Annotated in this window: 16 protein-coding genes; all 16 read right to left on the reverse strand. The window is 65.2% G+C overall.

The genetic code is table 11. The annotated features are described in order from the left end of the window. Positions 1-2 precede the first annotated feature (2 nt). The 16 genes from LuPra_RS31145 to LuPra_RS31220 all read right to left on the reverse strand — a co-directional run bounded on the left by LuPra_RS31145 (position 3) and on the right by LuPra_RS31220 (position 16,566). Positions 3-917, reverse strand: a complete 915-nt coding sequence (locus LuPra_RS31145; RefSeq protein ID WP_110174392.1) for a glycosyltransferase family 2 protein — start codon at positions 915-917, stop codon at positions 3-5. A gap of 6 nt (positions 918-923) precedes the next feature. Beyond that, complete coding sequence (locus tag LuPra_RS31150; protein ID WP_157899913.1) at positions 924-1,823, reverse strand: hypothetical protein; 900 nt, start codon at positions 1,821-1,823, stop codon at positions 924-926. Between the two features lie 50 nt (positions 1,824-1,873). Next, entirely contained in the window at positions 1,874-3,097 is a 1,224-nt protein-coding gene (locus LuPra_RS31155) for a DegT/DnrJ/EryC1/StrS family aminotransferase (RefSeq protein WP_110174394.1), read from the reverse strand. Between the two features lie 218 nt (positions 3,098-3,315). Beyond that, positions 3,316-4,344: a GNAT family N-acetyltransferase gene (locus LuPra_RS31160; RefSeq protein WP_110174395.1), complete on the reverse strand. Its 1,029-nt coding sequence runs from the start codon at positions 4,342-4,344 to the stop codon at positions 3,316-3,318. Continuing rightward, entirely contained in the window at positions 4,341-5,699 is a 1,359-nt protein-coding gene (locus LuPra_RS31165; protein WP_110174396.1) for a polysaccharide deacetylase family protein, read from the reverse strand. Before LuPra_RS31165 ends, LuPra_RS31160 begins: the two co-directional genes overlap by 4 nt. After that, entirely contained in the window at positions 5,699-6,700 is a 1,002-nt protein-coding gene (locus LuPra_RS31170; protein WP_110174948.1) for a Gfo/Idh/MocA family protein, read from the reverse strand. The genes LuPra_RS31165 and LuPra_RS31170 overlap by 1 nt, the downstream gene beginning before the upstream one ends. A gap of 1 nt (position 6,701) precedes the next feature. Beyond that, positions 6,702-7,232, reverse strand: a complete 531-nt coding sequence (locus tag LuPra_RS31175) for an acyltransferase (RefSeq protein ID WP_110174397.1) — start codon at positions 7,230-7,232, stop codon at positions 6,702-6,704. Between the two features lies 1 nt (position 7,233). Continuing rightward, a complete protein-coding gene (locus LuPra_RS31180) occupies positions 7,234-8,349 on the reverse strand; it encodes a sugar transferase (RefSeq protein ID WP_234800640.1) in 1,116 nt (371 codons plus the stop codon). 10 nt (positions 8,350-8,359) lie between these two features. Further along, on the reverse strand, positions 8,360-8,791 hold the full coding sequence (locus LuPra_RS31185) for a hypothetical protein (protein WP_157899914.1): 432 nt from the start codon (positions 8,789-8,791) through the stop codon (positions 8,360-8,362). A 229-nt stretch (positions 8,792-9,020) separates the two neighbouring features. After that, positions 9,021-9,932, reverse strand: a complete 912-nt coding sequence (locus tag LuPra_RS31190; RefSeq protein ID WP_110174399.1) for a CpsD/CapB family tyrosine-protein kinase — start codon at positions 9,930-9,932, stop codon at positions 9,021-9,023. 21 nt (positions 9,933-9,953) lie between these two features. Continuing rightward, a complete protein-coding gene (locus LuPra_RS31195) occupies positions 9,954-10,916 on the reverse strand; it encodes an ExeA family protein (RefSeq protein ID WP_110174400.1) in 963 nt (320 codons plus the stop codon). Between the two features lie 62 nt (positions 10,917-10,978). Next, entirely contained in the window at positions 10,979-12,580 is a 1,602-nt protein-coding gene (locus tag LuPra_RS31200) for a GNVR domain-containing protein (protein ID WP_110174401.1), read from the reverse strand. A 4-nt stretch (positions 12,581-12,584) separates the two neighbouring features. After that, the gene (locus LuPra_RS31205; protein WP_157899915.1) at positions 12,585-14,114 is read right to left on the reverse strand and encodes a hypothetical protein; all 1,530 of its coding nucleotides are present in this window, start codon (positions 14,112-14,114) and stop codon (positions 12,585-12,587) included. A gap of 4 nt (positions 14,115-14,118) precedes the next feature. Beyond that, positions 14,119-14,712 (reverse strand): polysaccharide biosynthesis/export family protein, encoded by a 594-nt coding sequence (locus LuPra_RS31210; RefSeq protein WP_162472874.1) that lies wholly within the window; start codon positions 14,710-14,712, stop codon positions 14,119-14,121. A 137-nt stretch (positions 14,713-14,849) separates the two neighbouring features. Beyond that, the gene (gene nusG, locus LuPra_RS31215) at positions 14,850-15,368 is read right to left on the reverse strand and encodes a transcription termination/antitermination protein NusG (RefSeq protein ID WP_110174404.1); all 519 of its coding nucleotides are present in this window, start codon (positions 15,366-15,368) and stop codon (positions 14,850-14,852) included. Between the two features lie 415 nt (positions 15,369-15,783). Continuing rightward, a complete protein-coding gene (locus LuPra_RS31220; RefSeq protein ID WP_157899916.1) occupies positions 15,784-16,566 on the reverse strand; it encodes a serine hydrolase in 783 nt (260 codons plus the stop codon). Between the last annotated feature and the right edge of the window lie 147 nt (positions 16,567-16,713).

Raw genomic sequence — 16,713 nt, forward strand, 5'->3', positions numbered from 1 at the left:
GCCTACTCGCGGTGCCGCAGCGTCGGCCAGCCCAGTGCCGCCGTCACGACTCCGCCGAAGTACGCAAGCTTGAGCGCGAGACGCATGCGCCAAGCCGTGGGCGCGAGCAGGGACACTGGCAAGGCAACGACGCCTCCGACCAGCAACACGATGCCACGCCAGGCCAGTACCCATGACTGGCGACCGTCGTGAATCCACTGGCCGCGGATCGTCCCCGATCGCCACATTCGCCGTAGCTGGAAGCGGGGCGTCCACCTCTCGGGCGGGACAACCTCGCTCACGACCGCCTCGTCGCACCAGACAAAACTGTGGCCCCCGGCGACGCCGCGCGCGAAGAAGTCGCTATCCTCACCTCCGGAACGACCGAGCGCGGCATCGAACCACAAGTCGCCGCGCGTGAAGAGGGGGCGGCGCAACAGCGCGTTTCCGGTCCGCATGTCCTGAGTGCCGATGGCGTGACCCGTCCGATGACGGGGCCGGTCGAGAACGCCTGACGACTCCAGCCAGGCCGGGGCGCTCGCTGGCAGCACCGGCACGACGGGACCCAGCACGCCTTGGGCACCGCTCGCCTCGAGCGTCTCGTAGTGCCGAAGCAGCCAGTCCGGCACCGGCGTCTCATCGTCGTCAATCATCGCGATGAGCGTGCCTTGCGCCAGTCGGACCGCTCGATTTCTGGCAAGCGCGATGTTTCTCTCGGGTTCGCAATCGTACCGGATGGGAATGCGCGCCGTCCGCGCCGCATCGGCAACGGACGCTTCGCAGAGCCGCTCTAGATCATTTTCGATGACGATGATTTCGTACCCGAATCGATCCGCGGTCTCCTGGCCCTGGAGTACCTCGAGGAGGGTCGTCAACAGCGCCTGACGGCGATAGGTGCAGACGCAGACGGAAATGAGTTCGCGGGCTGGCGGAGTCAATCCGCTTCACGATGCTGACGGCGCGCTGGCATACCAGCGACGACGGGCGTCTCGAAAGACGGCGAGCATTGATTCAGGGACGCGGTCGGCGAGCCTGTGCTGAAGTCCGAGTCTCATGGCCAGCTTGCCACGAACGGTGAGCGGTATGTAGTAACGGGGCACCTCCACGCGCTTGAAGCCGTTGTTCTCCTTGAAATCGGTCAGGCTGTCACGCTGCTTCTTGCCGTAGGAGAACCTGCCGTAGCACAGGTGCCCGATGTTGCGTGCTGCGCAGGCACGGACGGCTTCGGCTATGAGGGCATTGGTTGGCGACTTATCCCGGTGCGACACTTTGGACAAAATCTGCATCAGACGGGCTTGCAGGCCGTCATTGGAGATGACCATCTTGGCGAAGCCGACGATCTCGTCCTGCCACAGGGCTGCGAGAAAGACGCTCCTTTCCAGGAAGCTGGCGTTCTCCCGCTTGACGGTGTCGAAGTCCTTGCCGTAGTGCCAGAATGCCTTGCCGTGCCGCACGGGACACTCGTTGTAGATGTCGACGATGCCGCGCACGAGAGGTTCATCGAACGCCAGTTCGCTGACGACGATTCCCTGCTTCTCGCTCTTGCGGACGACGTTTCGTGTCTTCCTGTCGACCTGGACATTCCACCAGTTCTCGAACGTCGACACCGGAATGGCCGCCGCGTTGTCCCATTCCATGGGATAGCTGAACTCGGGCGATGTGTGCGGCAGCGTCTGCACGAGGGTGATGATGTCCAACGCTTGCGGGCCCTGCCGAACGCGACTCAGGAGCGCTGGTACGGCCGTGGGATGGTCGAAGCCATCGGCTTCAAGGCTGGCGACGCGCACGAGTGTTCCGCGCACGATGAGCGATGGCGCAGCACCTGACTCCCGTACATCGTTCATGGAATGTTGCATGGGACTGATGTGTCCCTGACTGGTCGCGTTGCCGGCGTTCACGTCAGCGCCGGCGCCATTGCAAGGGTACCGTCAGCGCCGTGCAGACCGACGAACGACCGAATCGCGCTTGCCACGCGTTCCTGCTGTTCGGCCGTGAGGCCCGGGAACATCGGCAACGACAGAATCTCCTTCGCTGCCCGCTCAGTGACGGGAAGCGCGCCCTCCGCGTACCCCCACCCCTTGTAACAGTTCTGCAGGTGGACGGGCTGCGGGTAGTGCAGCCCGGTGAACACGCCTTCGGTCTTGAGGTGCTCGGCAAGTGCGTCGCGATTCTCGTGACGAATCACGTACAGGTGATACACCGCCCTGCTGCGCTCGGGCTCGTACGGCGTCTGGACGCCCGGCACGTCGGCCAGCAGCTCTGCGTACCGGCACGCGGCAGCGCGGCGCTGATCGGTCCACTCCTGCAGGCGCCGCAACTTCACACGGAGGAACGCCGCCTGGAGGGCGTCGAGGCGGCCATTGTAGCCCTCGAGGTCGTGGTAGTACTTCTGCGCCTGGCCGTGCTCGCGCAGCATCCGAATCGTCTTCGCGACCTCCGGGTCCTCGGTGGTCACCGCCCCGGCCTCGCCACATGCGCCGAGGTTCTTGCCCGGATAGAAACTGAAGGCTGCGGCCTTGCCGAACGTGCCGGCGCGCTTCCACGTGCCGTCGGCCGACTGGTACTCGGCCCCGTGCGCCTGGCAGGCATCCTCGACGACGATGAGGTCGTAGCGGGCGGCGATCGCCAGGATGGCATCCATGTCGGCGACCTGCCCGTAGAGATGCACAGGGACGACAGCACGGATCGGCTTGCCGGTACGTTGACCCAGTGGCCGGCCCGTTCGCGAATCCGTCTCGCACGAGGCCAGGTATGCGTCGAGCGCGTCCGGGCCCATGCAATAGGTTCGCGCGTCGATGTCCACGAACTCGGTCGCGGCACCAGCCTGACTGATGGCCTCGGTCGTCGCGATGAACGTGTGCGCGACGGTGACGACGGCGTCACCGGACCCGATGCCTGCCGCCATGAGCGCAAAGCGGACGGCGTCCGTGCCGTTGGCCACGCCGACGCAGTGCGTGCTGCCGCAGAATGCGGCGAACTCGCGTTCGAAGCCTTCGACCTCCGCGCCGCCGATGAACGCCGCGGACTGAAGGGCGCGCCGGAACACGTCGACGAGCTCGCCTTCAAGCTCGCGATGCGGAGTGATCAGGTCGAGAAACGGCACAGGATTGTTGGACATATCAGAGCAATTCAGAATTCAGAATTCAGAATGAAGCGCGCGGCCGACAACGCCAACGCTTCCGCGAGATTCCACTTCGTGCCGAAGGCGCGGGGCGGGCAGCGCCGGGCTGCCGCTCAGGGCAATTCAGTATTCAAAATTCAGAATGAAGCGCGGGGCCGGCAACGCCAACGCTGCCGCAGAGTTCACAATCTGTACAAGGCATGCAGCGACAGGGCTCAGCCAAGGTGCCGGTACGCAATACGTCCCGTGAAGTCGAGGGCCGGATCGGGCAGGCTGGCGATCACCTTCCGGGCGAGCCGCACCAGGGCCCGCTTCTGTGAGGAGGTCGGAGATGGTGCCGGGACGACCCGGTACGTGAGCCGGCTGGATCGTGCGCCGAGGTGATCCTTGAACGCGATCAGTCCGGCCTGATCGAGATCCGAGCGGCCGAGGTCGAATGTCTTGACGCCGTCTGCGTGAGCACGCTGGATGACCTGCCAGAACAGGAACGGCATGCCGCCAAGCGAGTGATAGCGGGCATCAGACCCGCCGTACTTGTAGACCAGCGAGGCACCGAATCTCAGCGTAAGCAGCGTCGCAATCGGGCGACTCGCCTTGCGCGCCACGTGGACCGTGAGCTGATCGTCGAGTGCGGACGACAGGTTGCGGAACCACGAAAGCGGTTGTGGCGGAGTGCCGTGGCGGCGACGGGTCAACCGCAGGAGTCCGTAGAACACGTTGAGCAGGGAGTCAGTGCGACCCGACTCATACGTGACGCCTTCCCGCTCGGCGCGCCTGACCGCCCGGCGTGTATTCGAGGCGTGGAACGACGCAAACATGCGATCCGGCGCTCGATCGAGATCAAGGGTGTGCAATGCGTACGTCTCGCCCTCGGGGAGGTCGATCGACACTGTTCGAGTGCGTATTTCCAGCGTCCGCCACTTGCCGTTGGTCATCTCGGCGGAGAGCGAAGCGCCGAGCGCGGTCGCCTCATCAGTGCTGCTCACCAGTGGATCGCAATGGTCCGAGAACGGAAGTGAGACGAGGCGTCGCACCAGCCAGGTGTTCACGCGGCACGCCACCAGCCCATTCTCCAGCCGTCCCTGTGCGGTCGTCGTAAGCGCGAACGGCTCATAGCCATAGGTGCGTCGTAACGCGTCGAGCCAGCCACGGGAGTGGAAGATCGTGGCGTTCGGATGGCTCGCAACGAGCTCAGGCCACCGCGGATCGGCCAGGGGATCGATGACCCGTACCAGCGACGTCATGCCGCTCGCCGCGATGGCTCCACTTCGTAGACCACGCCGTCGTCCTCGAGCCGCGCCCAGGCCACGCGAGCACGCTCGCTGCCAGGGCCCTTGACGCGCCACGAGGCGCCGTCGGCCACCAGCGTCATCTCGCGGCGGGCGCGCCACCACCTGTCGATCTCGGCTGGTGGCGCGACCCACACGCCTCGGTCGACGCGTAACGTGCCGAGCAACTCGAGCAGTTCGGTGTACACCGCGAGCGCCCGTGGCGCGATCAGGTAGTCCGGGTGCGCAATGAAGCTGACCAGTCCGTTCTGCTCGAGGATGCGCTCGATCTGATCGCGCCAGAGATCGGTCGAGTAGCGACCCAGGACATGAAAGACGGTGTAGTCCTGCGCCGTCGTCAGCGGCAGTTCCAGCACGTGGCGGTTGAAGTACGGCAGCACCGTGCAACACCCACCGCGCTGCGGCTCGAGGTGTGCGACGTTGGGCACCGACATGTCGTACGAGATGTCCAGGGCCCCGAGCCACTCCTGGCGCCGGTACATGGCCCCCGAACGAAACCCCCGGCTACCGAACTCGCGCCCGCGGGCGTTGATGACGGCGGCGTGGCGAAGAAATCGGCCGCGCTGACGGAACAGGCGCCCGTCGTGACTCAGATCGTGGACGTTCACTTCGAAGCCGCGTCGGCGCAGCCCGCCGACGAGCTCCCGTGTCAGTCCGTGCGAGGCCCAGGGCGCATCGGGAACGACCTGAAAGGCGGACGGGATGCCGAACCGGTCGTCCAGATCCATGAGGACGTTGCAATGGCGAGCCCCGGAGGCACCCTCGACATCGTGCGTCATCATCACGCATCCGGGCGCACCGTCCGGCCAGAACCAGATGAACGGCAATTGCCTGATGCCCGCGCGTCGAAGCGCCACGCCTGCGGACCCGCGCATGAGGAGCTCGACAGACACATCGACAGGCCAGCGCGGGAACGGGATCTGCTCCCAGCCCTTCCAGTGCAACCGCTGCAGGTGTTTGCGGACACCCACCGGCATCAACGGCCGCAAGCCGTAATACGCGGCCCGCGTGAGGCTCGGCGCCGAGACCTGCGCCACCGCACGCTGTGCCTCCGGATACCTCTCGCACCGGAGGTTGCCCACGGCTTCCGCCAGATCGAACGGCAACGTCACTGAATCCGGCGCCAGGGAGACGGCGCTCCGCGCGTTCGCCGGGCCGCGCCCGATCTCCGAAGGTCCGCCCACGTGGCGCGCATAACCCAGCGCATCGCCGAACCTGAAGTAGCCCGGTTGGTCGGACAGGCCTTCGGCCGTCCCGAGCACCGCGAGGTGTTCAGGGCAGCGGAAATACTCGATGAGCGGATGCACCATCAGGAGAGTGGAACGACCTTGCCGCGGTCGGCGATCGACTGGTCCGCGGCCTCGAGCATGCGAACGACGCGGAGACCGGCAGTGCCGTCATTGAACGGCGTGCAGCCCTGGGCCACGCAGTCGAGGAAATAGGACAGTTCGGTGGTCAGAGCTTCGGTCTGCGCTACTTTCGGGGCCCAGACGTCCCCGGACCGGTAGCTCACGAGCAGGTCGTAGACGCCTTCCGCGCCGGTCACCGTGACGCCCTTGTCGTAGACCTTGATTTTCTCGTCCACCTCGAGGTCGTTCCAGACCAGCATCTTCTCGCGGCCGCCGATCAGCGTGGTGCGGACCTTGACCGGCGACATCCAGTTGACGTTGATGTGCGCCAGCACGTTGTTCGGGAAGTAGATCGTGAGAAAGGCAATGTCCGCGTGCTTGCCGAAATGCGTGCCGCCTGTAGCAACCACTGCCTCGGGCGTGTCGCGGATCACGTAGTCCATGATCGCGAGGTCGTGCGGCGCGAGATCCCAGATCACGCTGACGTCGTGCTGGAACAGTCCCAGGTTGATCCGCGATGAATCGAAGTACAGCAACGGACCCAGGGTGCCCGCGTCGATGAGCTCACCAATCTTCTTCACGGCGCCAGTGAAGAGAAAGGTGTGGTCCACCATGATCTGCAGTTTCTTGCGCTCAGCCAGTTCGATGAGCGCCTCGGCCTGCCGCGACGTCGAGGTGAACGGCTTCTCGACGAAGACATGCTTGCCGTTCTCGAGTGCCTTGCGTGCGAGCTCGTAGTGGGTCCACACGGGCGTGACGATGGCGACAGCGTCGATGTCGGGCGAGGTGAGGACCTCGTCGGCGTCGGTCGTGACGTGGAGCCCTGGATAGGTACGGCGAGCCCTCTGCAGCGCAGCAGGATTGCGATCGGACAACGCGGTCACTTCGCATGCCTCGAGCGCGAACAGGTTGCGGACCACGTTGGGTCCCCAGTAGCCGTAGCCGATCACGCCGACGCGGATCTCACTCACCAAGTTTCCTTGGCCGGCTCGGAGAGCCGGCCCTACCGTCGCCAGCCGTCGTCACGTGACGCATGAACCTGGCTGGATTGCCTGCGACGATCGTGCCTGGGGCAACGTCCCGGGTGACGACGCTGCCAGCACCGACGATGGCGTATTCACCAATGGTGAGGTTCGGCAGGATGGTGGCGCCGGAACCGATCGAGGCGCCCTTCTTGACCAGCGTCTTTTCGACCTTCCAGTCCGTTTCGGTCTGGAGGTCACCCGTGGCCGTTGTCGCACGCGGGTAGATGTCGTTGGTGAACATCACACCGTGACCGATGAAGACACCGTCTTCGATGGTCACGCCTTCGCAGATGAACGTGTGACTCGAGATCTTGCAGCGCTTGCCAACGGTTGCGCCCTTCTGGATCTCGACGCACGCACCGATCCTCGTGTCGTCGCCGATGTCGCAGCCATACAGGTTGATGAACTTCGAGAGCTTGACGCCACGTCCGAGCTTCACATCCGGCGCGATGGCCAGGTACGGATCCACCCTATGCGGCTCCCTTGAACATCGCGAAGGGCGTGGCGGCGAGGATCCTGATGTCGCCCCACAGCGTTCGCGTCCTGGCGTACTCCAGGTCCATGCGGACCATCTCGTCGAATGTCGTACGGCTGCGGCCGTTCACCTGCCACAGCCCGGTGATGCCCGGCTTGGCCTCGAGGACGCGGCGACGATGCCAGGGCTGATACTTGTCGACTTCGAAGGGCAGCGGCGGCCGCGGCCCGACCAGCGACATGTCACCCCGCAGCACGTTCCAGAACTGCGGCAGTTCGTCGAGACTGGTCTTGCGCAACAGGTTCCCCACCGCCGTGACCCGGGAGTCGTTGGTCAGCTTGAAGACCTCGCCGCCGCTGCGTGGTTGCGTGCCGCTCGAGGTGATGAACCAGGTCACGTACTCGTTGTGGAGCGCGTTTCCCGCATCGGCACGCATGCTCCGGAACTTGAGCATCGTGAACGGCTCGCCGCGTCTGCCGATGCGTACCTGCCTGAACAGCGCCGCGCCCGGCGATGTCATCCTGACCGACAGGTAGGCGAGCAGCATCAACGGGGCGAACAGGGCGAGCAGAAGGACGCTGCCCACGATGTCCACGGCCCGTTTCGCCAGGTCGGCCGCGCGATCCGTGTGCACGGGGACGAACGCGTCGATGAGCAGGTCCACGGGCGGCAGGTGCGCGCCTGTGTCCTTCCAGCGAGCGCCGTGGACGTACACGCGCGTGGAGAGTGACGCGGTGCCGGCCGCTTCCGGGTCGGCGGCAAGGTGACGGCGCAGGCGACGCACCACTTTGTGCGTGAGGTCCCGCGAGGCCTCGGGGAGGATCAGCCCGAGCACGGTGCCCTGCTCGAGCCAGCCGAGCATGTCGCCGTCGCGCTTGACCAGACCTGCCGCACGCAGGACGGATCCCCAATCGCCGTCGGTGTCGTGGCCGCGATCGAGCACGATGACGGCGAACGACGCGTTCAACCTGTCGGCCCGCTTGCGCTCCCGCACGAGCGTGTCCTTGAACAGGCGTTGACCCAGCAGGTACGCCTCGCGCGGTCGTCCGTCTGCACGCGTGACCGGCGCTGATTGCCGCCCGATGTCCATACCCGTCAGCGGCGCGTTCACGAGCGTGCTCCTAGGCGGTGACGAAGGCCATGATGTCCAACTGCACCATCCGCAGCTTCAGGCGCTCGGCGAGGGGTGCTGGCAGCCGACGGCGCAGGGCGGTTTCGACGCGCCGTTCGAACGTGGCCACGTCGGCCCCCGCGGTTGCCGGGAACGTCAAGACTGCGCCGGCGATGTGACCCTGGCGATACCATCCGACGACATCAGTGTCACGGAGCGTCAGGCGAAGGCCCGCGAAGACCTTCTTGGCGCTGGCGTGAGGAAGGCCAGCCGGCTGATTGGGTACAGGCTCCAGGCTGGCGAGCAGGACGCGAACCGGCTGGTTTGCCCGCTCGGCGCGTGCCCGTTCGATGCCGAGGAAGTACATGAATGCCTCCTCGTCGTACTCCGAGCCCTGCGGGCACTCGAGCAGTCGGGTAGATCCGACCCAATGCGTGGCCATCAACGACATCCTTGTGTGTATGAGGAGCAGCCTCATCCACATAAGCAATCGGAAGGCCACATCGGAACGACTCGGAAGCGATTGTATCCCGAACTCGCGACTGGCGACTAAATTATTGGAAAATAAACAGATAGGGCTATCAATCTAGCCGCGGAAGGCAATCTGCCGGAGGATAATAGTCCGCAAAGTAGTCGCGATCCATGGAGCATTAAGTCACCCTGTATGTTGACTATTTCGAGCCGTATCCATAGTAGTTGCCGTAGTAGTCCTCGCGGTGGATTTCCCGAGGATCGACGGCATTCAGGATGACGCCGAGCAGGCGCCCAGGACCCAATGCATCAGTAGCGGCTTGCAGTTCCGCGAACCGGGTGGCCGCGGCACGAACGACGAGAATTGCGCCATCCACCGTTTCCAGGATGATGCGGGCGTCGGCCAGCCCCGCCGCGGGCGGGGAGTCGACGATCACCCAGTCGTACGTCGAGCCGGCGTTGGCGATCAGGCGCGACATCCGCCCTGACGAGAGATCGCCGACCGGATTGGCCTGAGGCCGTCCTGCTGGAAGCAGCGACAGTGTTCCGGTGACGGGTACCACCGCCGGCACGTCCTCTGCCTCTGCTCGCAGTGCGTCCAGCAGGCCATGCGCACCCGACACGTGAAACAAGTGGTGCAGGGTCGGCCGGCGCATGTCGGCATCCACCAGCAGCACCTTGCGGCGATACGACTCGCTGAGCGTCAGCGCGAGGTTCACGGCGACGTGGCTCTTGCCGTCTCCAGGGGCCGGCGAGGTAACCAGCAGGCTCTTGAGCGTGCGCTCGGTTTGCAGTCGATTCAGCGCCGCCGCAAGGTTGCGGAACTGCTCGATGAGCACCGGGTTCGCATCGGCGGCAGAGACCAGCCGCGCAGTCGGCACATCATCGACGCTGCGCTGCACCTGCTCCGGGAGCGGCTTGACGTCGACGCGGGCTACCTCGGGAACGCGTGCCGGAGCCGATGTGGGCCGCTGTTCGGGGGGGTGACTCGCACGTGGCGGAGCGGCCGGGCTGTCGGCAAACTGCCACGGCATGTCGATGTCGGCGTCTGTGGCCGCCTGTTCGGGCTGTTCCCCTCTTGCCCGTCTGAGGGCGTCGTCAATCCGGCTCATTGCGCTGTCGTCGTTCGCTCTCTACCTGTAAGTCGGCCATCGCTTCCAGAACTGGAGTGCGTGCCAGAAGGAGCGGCGGCGTGGCCTCCCGTTGGTCGCCACCGCCACGGGCACTCCGGGCGGGGGAGCCGCGCCAGTATCCGATGTGTTACCAGACTGCTCGACCAGACCCGCCGTTGGGTGGAGGTCGAAGTCCCGGGCGACTTCCAGGACGACCTGCTGCGAGACGAGCGACTCGTCGCGGGCAAACGCCGAAACGAGCGCGTTGTCGCAGAGCACGTTGATCGTTCTCGGAATCCCGCCCGAATACTCGTAGACGGCCAGAATGGCCTCTCGGGTGAACACCTCGGCGCTGCCGCCAGCCAGGCCGATGCGCTTGGCGATGTAGGCAGCCGACTCGCGCAGGGTGAGGGGCACCAGCTCACATCGCAGGGCGATGCGTTGCTTCAGTTGCCGCAATGACGGGTCGTTCAAGCGGTCCGCGAGTTCCGGTTGACCGACCAGGATGAGCGTGAGCAGCTTCTGATCCGGCTTCTCGATGTTGGCCAGGAGGCGCACTTCCTCGAGGAGTCTGTTCGGCAGGCTGTGGGCCTCGTCGATCACCAGGGCCGTCACCTTGCCCGCGGCCGCACGGTCCTCCAGCAGGCGCGTCGCAGCCTGCAGGAACTTCGTCTTGCTGGCAGCGACTTCTTCAGGCAGCCCGAGCTGCGCGGTCATGAACTCGAAGAACTCGGCGCGACGCAGCGTCGGATTGCGGAGGTAGGCGACGAGCTGGCTCGATTGCACGCCCGCCATTGCCACGGTCAGCATCGTCGTCTTGCCGGTGCCCGCCTCCCCCGTCATCACCAGGATGCCCCTGGGCGACGACAGCCCGTAGCTCAGTGTGCCGAGCGCCTCCCTGTACCGCTCCGTAAGGAACAGGTACCGAGGGTTCGGAGTCAGTTCGAACGGCCGCTCGGTGAAGCCGAAGAAGCGCTCGTACACGACCGGCTATCGCCTCTATTTCACAGACCGGGTACCGGGTACCGGGTAACGGAGCCGGCGGTTCACAGCACGAACTTCCAGAGTCGCAGGAACCATACCAGGCCCACAGTGCCCACGAGCAGCGCTGCTGCTGACGCGGCTTCGATCCACCGGCGACGCATGCGGCGACGCACGTCCTGCTCGGTGGTCACATACGGCAACAGCGCCAGGACGGGGAGGTCGACCGAGCCCACCAGTTCCGCCTCAGTGCGCATGGTCGAGTCCCGCAGGAAGGCAAGCCCCACGAGCGCGCAGCCCACGCCCAATCCCGCGGCGGCACCCATCAAGTTGATTCTTGGGCGGTTGGGACTGGACGGCCGCTGCGGCAGGTTGGGCGGATCGAGGATCCGGAATTGCTCGCCGATCTGCCGCTGTTCCAGGCTGGCGGCGAGCCTGGAGTTCTCGCTCTTGGACAGCAGTTCGCGGTAACTCGTCTGCAGCGTGTCGTAGTCACGCGTGAGAGCCACCCATTCGGATTCGACGCCAGGTACCGACTCGAGTCGCGCTTGATAACCGGCGATCTCGGCGCGCAGGCGCCGCTCGGCTTCCGTCTTGAACGCGATCTGCCGATCGAGGCTTTCGATCTCGGCCCCCTGCTCACGAAGCTTGTCACGGCGTCGCGTGTCCTCGGAATTAGCCACCCGTGGCGCAACAGCGTCAGGGGAGAGCGGCCGCTGGAGCGCTTCGGCATCGACCTGGCGCTCGAGGTCCTCGATCAAGCGCCTGGTGCGGATCACGTCAGGATGCTTCGGACTGAGTCGAAGCTCCATCTGGGACAGCGCCCGCCGTGCTGCGTCCAGCCGTTGCTCTGGACTGGCGTTCTTCGGGAGACCCGACGCCGGATCGGTCGTCGTGCTGGGCTCTTCCTCCTGTGAGGCCTCCGCAAGCAGCCGCTGCAGAATGAGCTTGCGATCCCTGTCGCGTGCCAGCGACTCGACGGTGGCCTGCAGGTTGAGCTGGGCGCTCTGGATCGCCTGCATGTTGGTCTGCATCTGCGTCGGCAGGCGGCCGGCATTGCGTTCGCGGAATGTCTTGAGCTTCTGCTCCTGCGCCTCGAGCCGGGTCCGGGCGTCGCCCATCTGCGCCTCGAGGAAGGCACTGGTCTGCTCGGCCTGGGTGCCTCGCTCCCGGGCGTTCGTGTCGATGAAGAAGCTGGCGAGACGCTCCACCACTTTCTGGGCCGTGGTTGCGTCCTCGTAGTCGAAAGACACGCGGAACGATTCTGCTCCAGCGTCACCACGCCGCGACACCTCGATGACAGGCGTGATCGTGACGCGCCCCTGCATGCGCTGGACCACGTCTTCCATCGGGTACTTGCGTCGATCTTCCGGGAACAGGTTCAAGTCCACGATCAGCCGCTCGAGCTGCGTGCGGCTGAGGACCTGCTGGCTGATCGCACGCAGACGATCCTCGATGCGCTCGGTGACCGTGGCGCTGACGTAGGCCTCCGGAACCCGCTGCGGCACGATCTGGATCAGTGTCTGCGAGCGGTAGACGCTCGGCAGTTGGCGTGAGGTGATCAATCCGCCCAGGACTCCGACGAGGAGCGGAACGATCACGAGCCAGCGCCAGCGCAGGAGGGCCTTCAGAATGGCATCGGGAGAGAGTTGACGACCTGGAATCATGTGCTTATGGCGTCTTGCGTTGGCTCGCCCGCATCGTGGAACCGATGATGGGCAGACGGACCGAAAGGCCTACGCGGAAGGCGCTCCTGTCGTAGTGAGCCGGGAAGCCGATCGGAACCTCCACCGTCTCGTCGAGCCGCTGACGGTAGCACCCGTAGGACACTGTGGCGGCCAGCGTGGACGTGAGACGAATGTTGGCCGTTGCGCGGCCACCAAACACATCGCTGGCGTTGCTGGTCGTCAACCCCGTCGGTGAGTTCCAGGTCGTGTAAATCGCCTCGAAGCGCGTCTCGAGCCTCGACGCGATCTGCCGTGACAGCGACGCTGACAATGCGTCATTGGTGTACACATTTGCAGTGATGCCCTGGAATGGCGCGAAGTCCCGCCGGTACGACACCTCCGCCGACGTAGTGCCCGTCGAACTCGACACCCGAAAGGTCGCCGAGCCGGACGGCACCCAACTCGTGTAGAGCTGAGAGGTCTCGGCCACCGTAGACTCGACACGGGTCGCCCCGAAGAGCGCTTGCAAGGTCAGCTGTGTGCGACTTCGACCAACTTCCCCGGAGTAATCAGGCCCACCCTCGATTCGGTGGGTGTAGGTGGTGATCGCAGCGGTATCGGCCGTCAGCGCCGACGTTTCCATCCGGCTATACCGATACTCAACGCGCCCACGAACCCGCGTCTTGTAGCCGAGGTGCTGCGTGATTCCGATCGAGTCGGAGCCGTTATCGGCGTAGCTCTCCTCGCCGTAGTAGCGCTGCGCTCGCTCGTAGATGAAGGTCGTAGCGGCGCGGTGCCCCATCTCCTGCTCGACGCTCACCAGGCCATTGACGCCGATGGATGCCTGATCGACGAGGCCGGCAAGGGACGCGCCAGGCTGCGCGTCTGTCACGGGGCCGATGCCGACTGGCGACAGCACGTTCAACAACGGTTCGTAGGCGACCCGCCCCGTGACGTCCGCCGTCGTCGTCCTGCCGAGTGCCATCGAGCCAGTGAGTGAGGCGCCGCCCCCGGCAGCAGGTCCGGTCAGGTAGGCGGGATACGACATGACAACGCCATTGGTCTCAGCCTGCCAGGACCGCAGGTTGTTGCCTCGGTGGTAGGTCAATGCGCCATCCAGGCTGCCGGCCGGGCCGCTCTCGGTAAGAATCGGCTGATCGCCGACCACGGCCGCGGGCGTGCCGCTGTTGTCGTCGTAGCCGCCAAGGGCGCTGGCGGAGAACGTCAAGCTCTGACGCGTCGGTCCGGCGACGCGCGACTGACGGGCCCCGGGTCTTCCCGCATCGCTCGAGGCTGCGCGACGCGACACTCGACCCTGACGGCCGCCCCGCCCCTGCCGCGCTGGCTCCTGCTGCCCTGTCTCGGGCGGCTGTGCGTCAGCAGGCGCATCGGCCGGAGCCTGTTCGGCCGGCTGTGCCGGATCGACAGGTTGAGGCTGTGGGCGAGGCGGCACCGGTGCCTGCGCGCGCGCGTCGGCCGACACCGCCGTCAGCAGCATCGACAGCAGAATCGCGGCGCGGCCCATCGATGTCATCGCTTTATTTTTCGGGAACCACCACTGTGTCGCCGGGCTCGAGCACGACGTTCATCTCCACCCGCTTGCCCTTGGCGATGTCCTTGTAGGGCACCTTCAAGGTCGTCGTCTTGCCGTCGGCGACACGGAGAACGGTGATCTCGTTTGCGTCCGCGAACTCGGTAAGGCCGCCGGCCAGCGCGATGAACTGCATGACCGTGACGGTCGATCGCAGCGGATACACGCCCGGTTTGGCTACCTCTCCGGTGATGAACACCTTGCGGCTGTTCATCTGCTTGAGGATGACGGTGACCGATGCGTCGGTGACGAACTCACGCAGGGCGGTCTGGATATGGTCCGCCAGATCGTTGGGCGTAAGCCCGGCGGCCTTGACGTCGCGGATCAAGGGCATGGTGATCATCCCGTCGGTGCGCACCGTGACTTCGACCGAGACGTCCGCCTCCCGCCAGACATGAATGGCGAGCACATCCTCCGGCCCGATCGTGAAGCCCGGTTCGGTGGTCACGGACGGCTCGGTCGGGGTGCCGGAGCCAGGGGGCGCGGGACGCGACTGCGCCGTCGCGGCGTGTTCGCTTCCGAGGGTCAGGGCCAGGACCATCGCGAGGAGCACGGGCAACACAGAAATCTTCGACATCTGGAGAGACCGCTTCGGCGTCCGTCGACCTTCCGCCTTCGCCGAGGCTACGGCGGACAGGGAATCGGCGGCTACAAAGTAGCTATGCGGACGCAAGATAGCTATGCTGACGCCGGCCAGGCGGACGACTCCGGCACCTCGACGGCGACGGAACGCTGCAGCAACGAGATCGAGACGATCAGGCGATTCTTGCTCTTCACCGACTGCAGGATGCCACTCGTGCCGGCCAGTGGGCCGCCGATGATGCGAATCCGCTGCCCGACGTAATGGAACGGCCACGGCTCCACCGGAAGCCCTGACTCCACCAGTAGGCGCAACGACTCGATCTCCTCATCGTCTATCGGCTGCGGAATCTGCCCGGTGCTGACGACGTGGAGGACGCCCGGTGTGGTCAGGATGGGCAGCCGGTGCTGGACGTCGAACCGGCAGAAGACGTATCCGGCAAACAGCGGCATCTGCATCGTCTTGACCCGATCGGACCAGCGGCGTCGCTCGGTATGCAATGGCAGAAAAGTTTCGTAGCATTTACCCGCGAGAGACTCGGTGACGACACGCTCGGTCCGCGGCTTGACGCGCAATGCAAACCACTCGAGCGGGGAATCAGGCAATTCGGAATTCATGATTCTGAGCCTTGGGGCGCGTGCTACCGCCCCGTCAGTCCCATGTTGAATATCGGGACATCCAGGGCCGCAAGACCGCGTCCCCCGCCGAACCTCGCGTACAAGCGGCCGGTCGGCGGCAACCGAAAGACTCCACCCCAAGTTAAGAACGAGGCAGGCAGTCCCACAGCGAACATTGAACGTACCACAACTCCCGCTCGAACGACCGGGTGAAGAAAGTCCACCACCTGGCAAGGTGGGTAACGATTTTCCCTTGAAAAGCGAACACTTCTGGCCGATGCCCTACCGGAGGTAGTGCACCCCGTGGCCCACTTGATGAGTGCGCGGCGGACCTGGCCGACCGATCTAGCGGCGGATGTGCTAGATGTTGAATCGGGTCAGGATGCTGGCCGCTGTAACGCAACGAGAGAGACCGCTACCGAGCGAGGAGCCGCCCTTCCACGCCGGCGCGCGACAGGCGGGAGAAGTACTGGTAAGACGTTCGCGAAATCTCGGTGATGGCCTTCTCGCCGGCCTGATCATCGGCGAGGAAACTGGTCATCACGCAAAGCAGGTAAGGACGGCCCTTTACGTCCACCCAGGAGACTTCGCTGCGCACACCGTCCAGGCCACCGGGCTTGGTGGCCACCGGCACGTCGGCGGGGATACCGGCACGCACCGACGTGGGGCCGTACTCGCGCAGGATGCGGATCGCCTCCGCCTGGCTCTCCGGACGAAGGCCGCGGCCGGTCCGGATGGCGTCCATCACGGTCACGAGGTCTGAAGCGCTCGCGACGTTCTCGTCGCCGCGGGCGGCAGCCGCGCTGTCCATCATCCGGCGGCGCAGGCGATAACCGGAGGTCCCCAGTGCCTGCATGTGCGCGTTGATGGCATCCATTCCCAGTGTGTCGATCAGGACATTGGTCGACGTGTTGTCGCTCAGCAGGATCATCAACAGGGCGTGGTCGCGCAGCGAGAGCACGGGCGAACGGAGACGATTGATGATCCCCGAGCCGCCGGCGCGGCTGGCCTCCGGCAGGGGCTTTGGATCGTCGAGCACCTCGCGACCAGCGTCGACCTGCACGAAGAGCTCGTAGAGGATCCCGATCTTGATCGCCGACGCGGTCGGAAATGGCTCGTCGGCACGCCTGGCGAAGCGCTGGCCGGAGGTCACGTCGACAACGAGATAGGCGACGCTGCCGTCGACGGACGAAGCCACCTCGTCGAGCCGCCGCGAAAACCGGCCGGCCAGTTCGGCGGGCTTCGTCAGTAATTCAGGCTCACTTCGCTGAACTGCAGAATTCAGAAATGAAGTGCGAGTCGCAGCTTCGCCAGAGCCGCTGCGCCGCACTTCAGCATTCAGGAG

It is taken from the genome of Luteitalea pratensis, from assembly GCF_001618865.1.
GTDB lineage: Bacteria > Acidobacteriota > Vicinamibacteria > Vicinamibacterales > Vicinamibacteraceae > Luteitalea > Luteitalea pratensis.

Bases quoted from the DNA above. Each gene is read 5' to 3' on its own strand.
- LuPra_RS31155 (WP_110174394.1), bottom strand. From the start codon at position 3,097: ATGTCCAACAATCCTGTGCCGTTTCTCGACCTGATCACTCCGCATCGC.
- nusG (WP_110174404.1), bottom strand. From the start codon at position 15,368: ATGAATTCCGAATTGCCTGATTCCCCGCTCGAGTGGTTTGCATTGCGC.
- LuPra_RS31210 (WP_162472874.1), bottom strand. From the start codon at position 14,712: ATGGTCCTGGCCCTGACCCTCGGAAGCGAACACGCCGCGACGGCGCAG.
- LuPra_RS31165 (WP_110174396.1), bottom strand. From the start codon at position 5,699: ATGGTGCATCCGCTCATCGAGTATTTCCGCTGCCCTGAACACCTCGCG.
- LuPra_RS31190 (WP_110174399.1), bottom strand. From the start codon at position 9,932: ATGAGCCGGATTGACGACGCCCTCAGACGGGCAAGAGGGGAACAGCCC.
- LuPra_RS31185 (WP_157899914.1), bottom strand. From the start codon at position 8,791: ATGGCCACGCATTGGGTCGGATCTACCCGACTGCTCGAGTGCCCGCAG.
- LuPra_RS31205 (WP_157899915.1), bottom strand. From the start codon at position 14,114: ATGACATCGATGGGCCGCGCCGCGATTCTGCTGTCGATGCTGCTGACG.
- LuPra_RS31160 (WP_110174395.1), bottom strand. From the start codon at position 4,344: ATGACGTCGCTGGTACGGGTCATCGATCCCCTGGCCGATCCGCGGTGG.
- LuPra_RS31150 (WP_157899913.1), bottom strand. From the start codon at position 1,823: ATGAACGATGTACGGGAGTCAGGTGCTGCGCCATCGCTCATCGTGCGC.
- LuPra_RS31200 (WP_110174401.1), bottom strand. From the start codon at position 12,580: ATGATTCCAGGTCGTCAACTCTCTCCCGATGCCATTCTGAAGGCCCTC.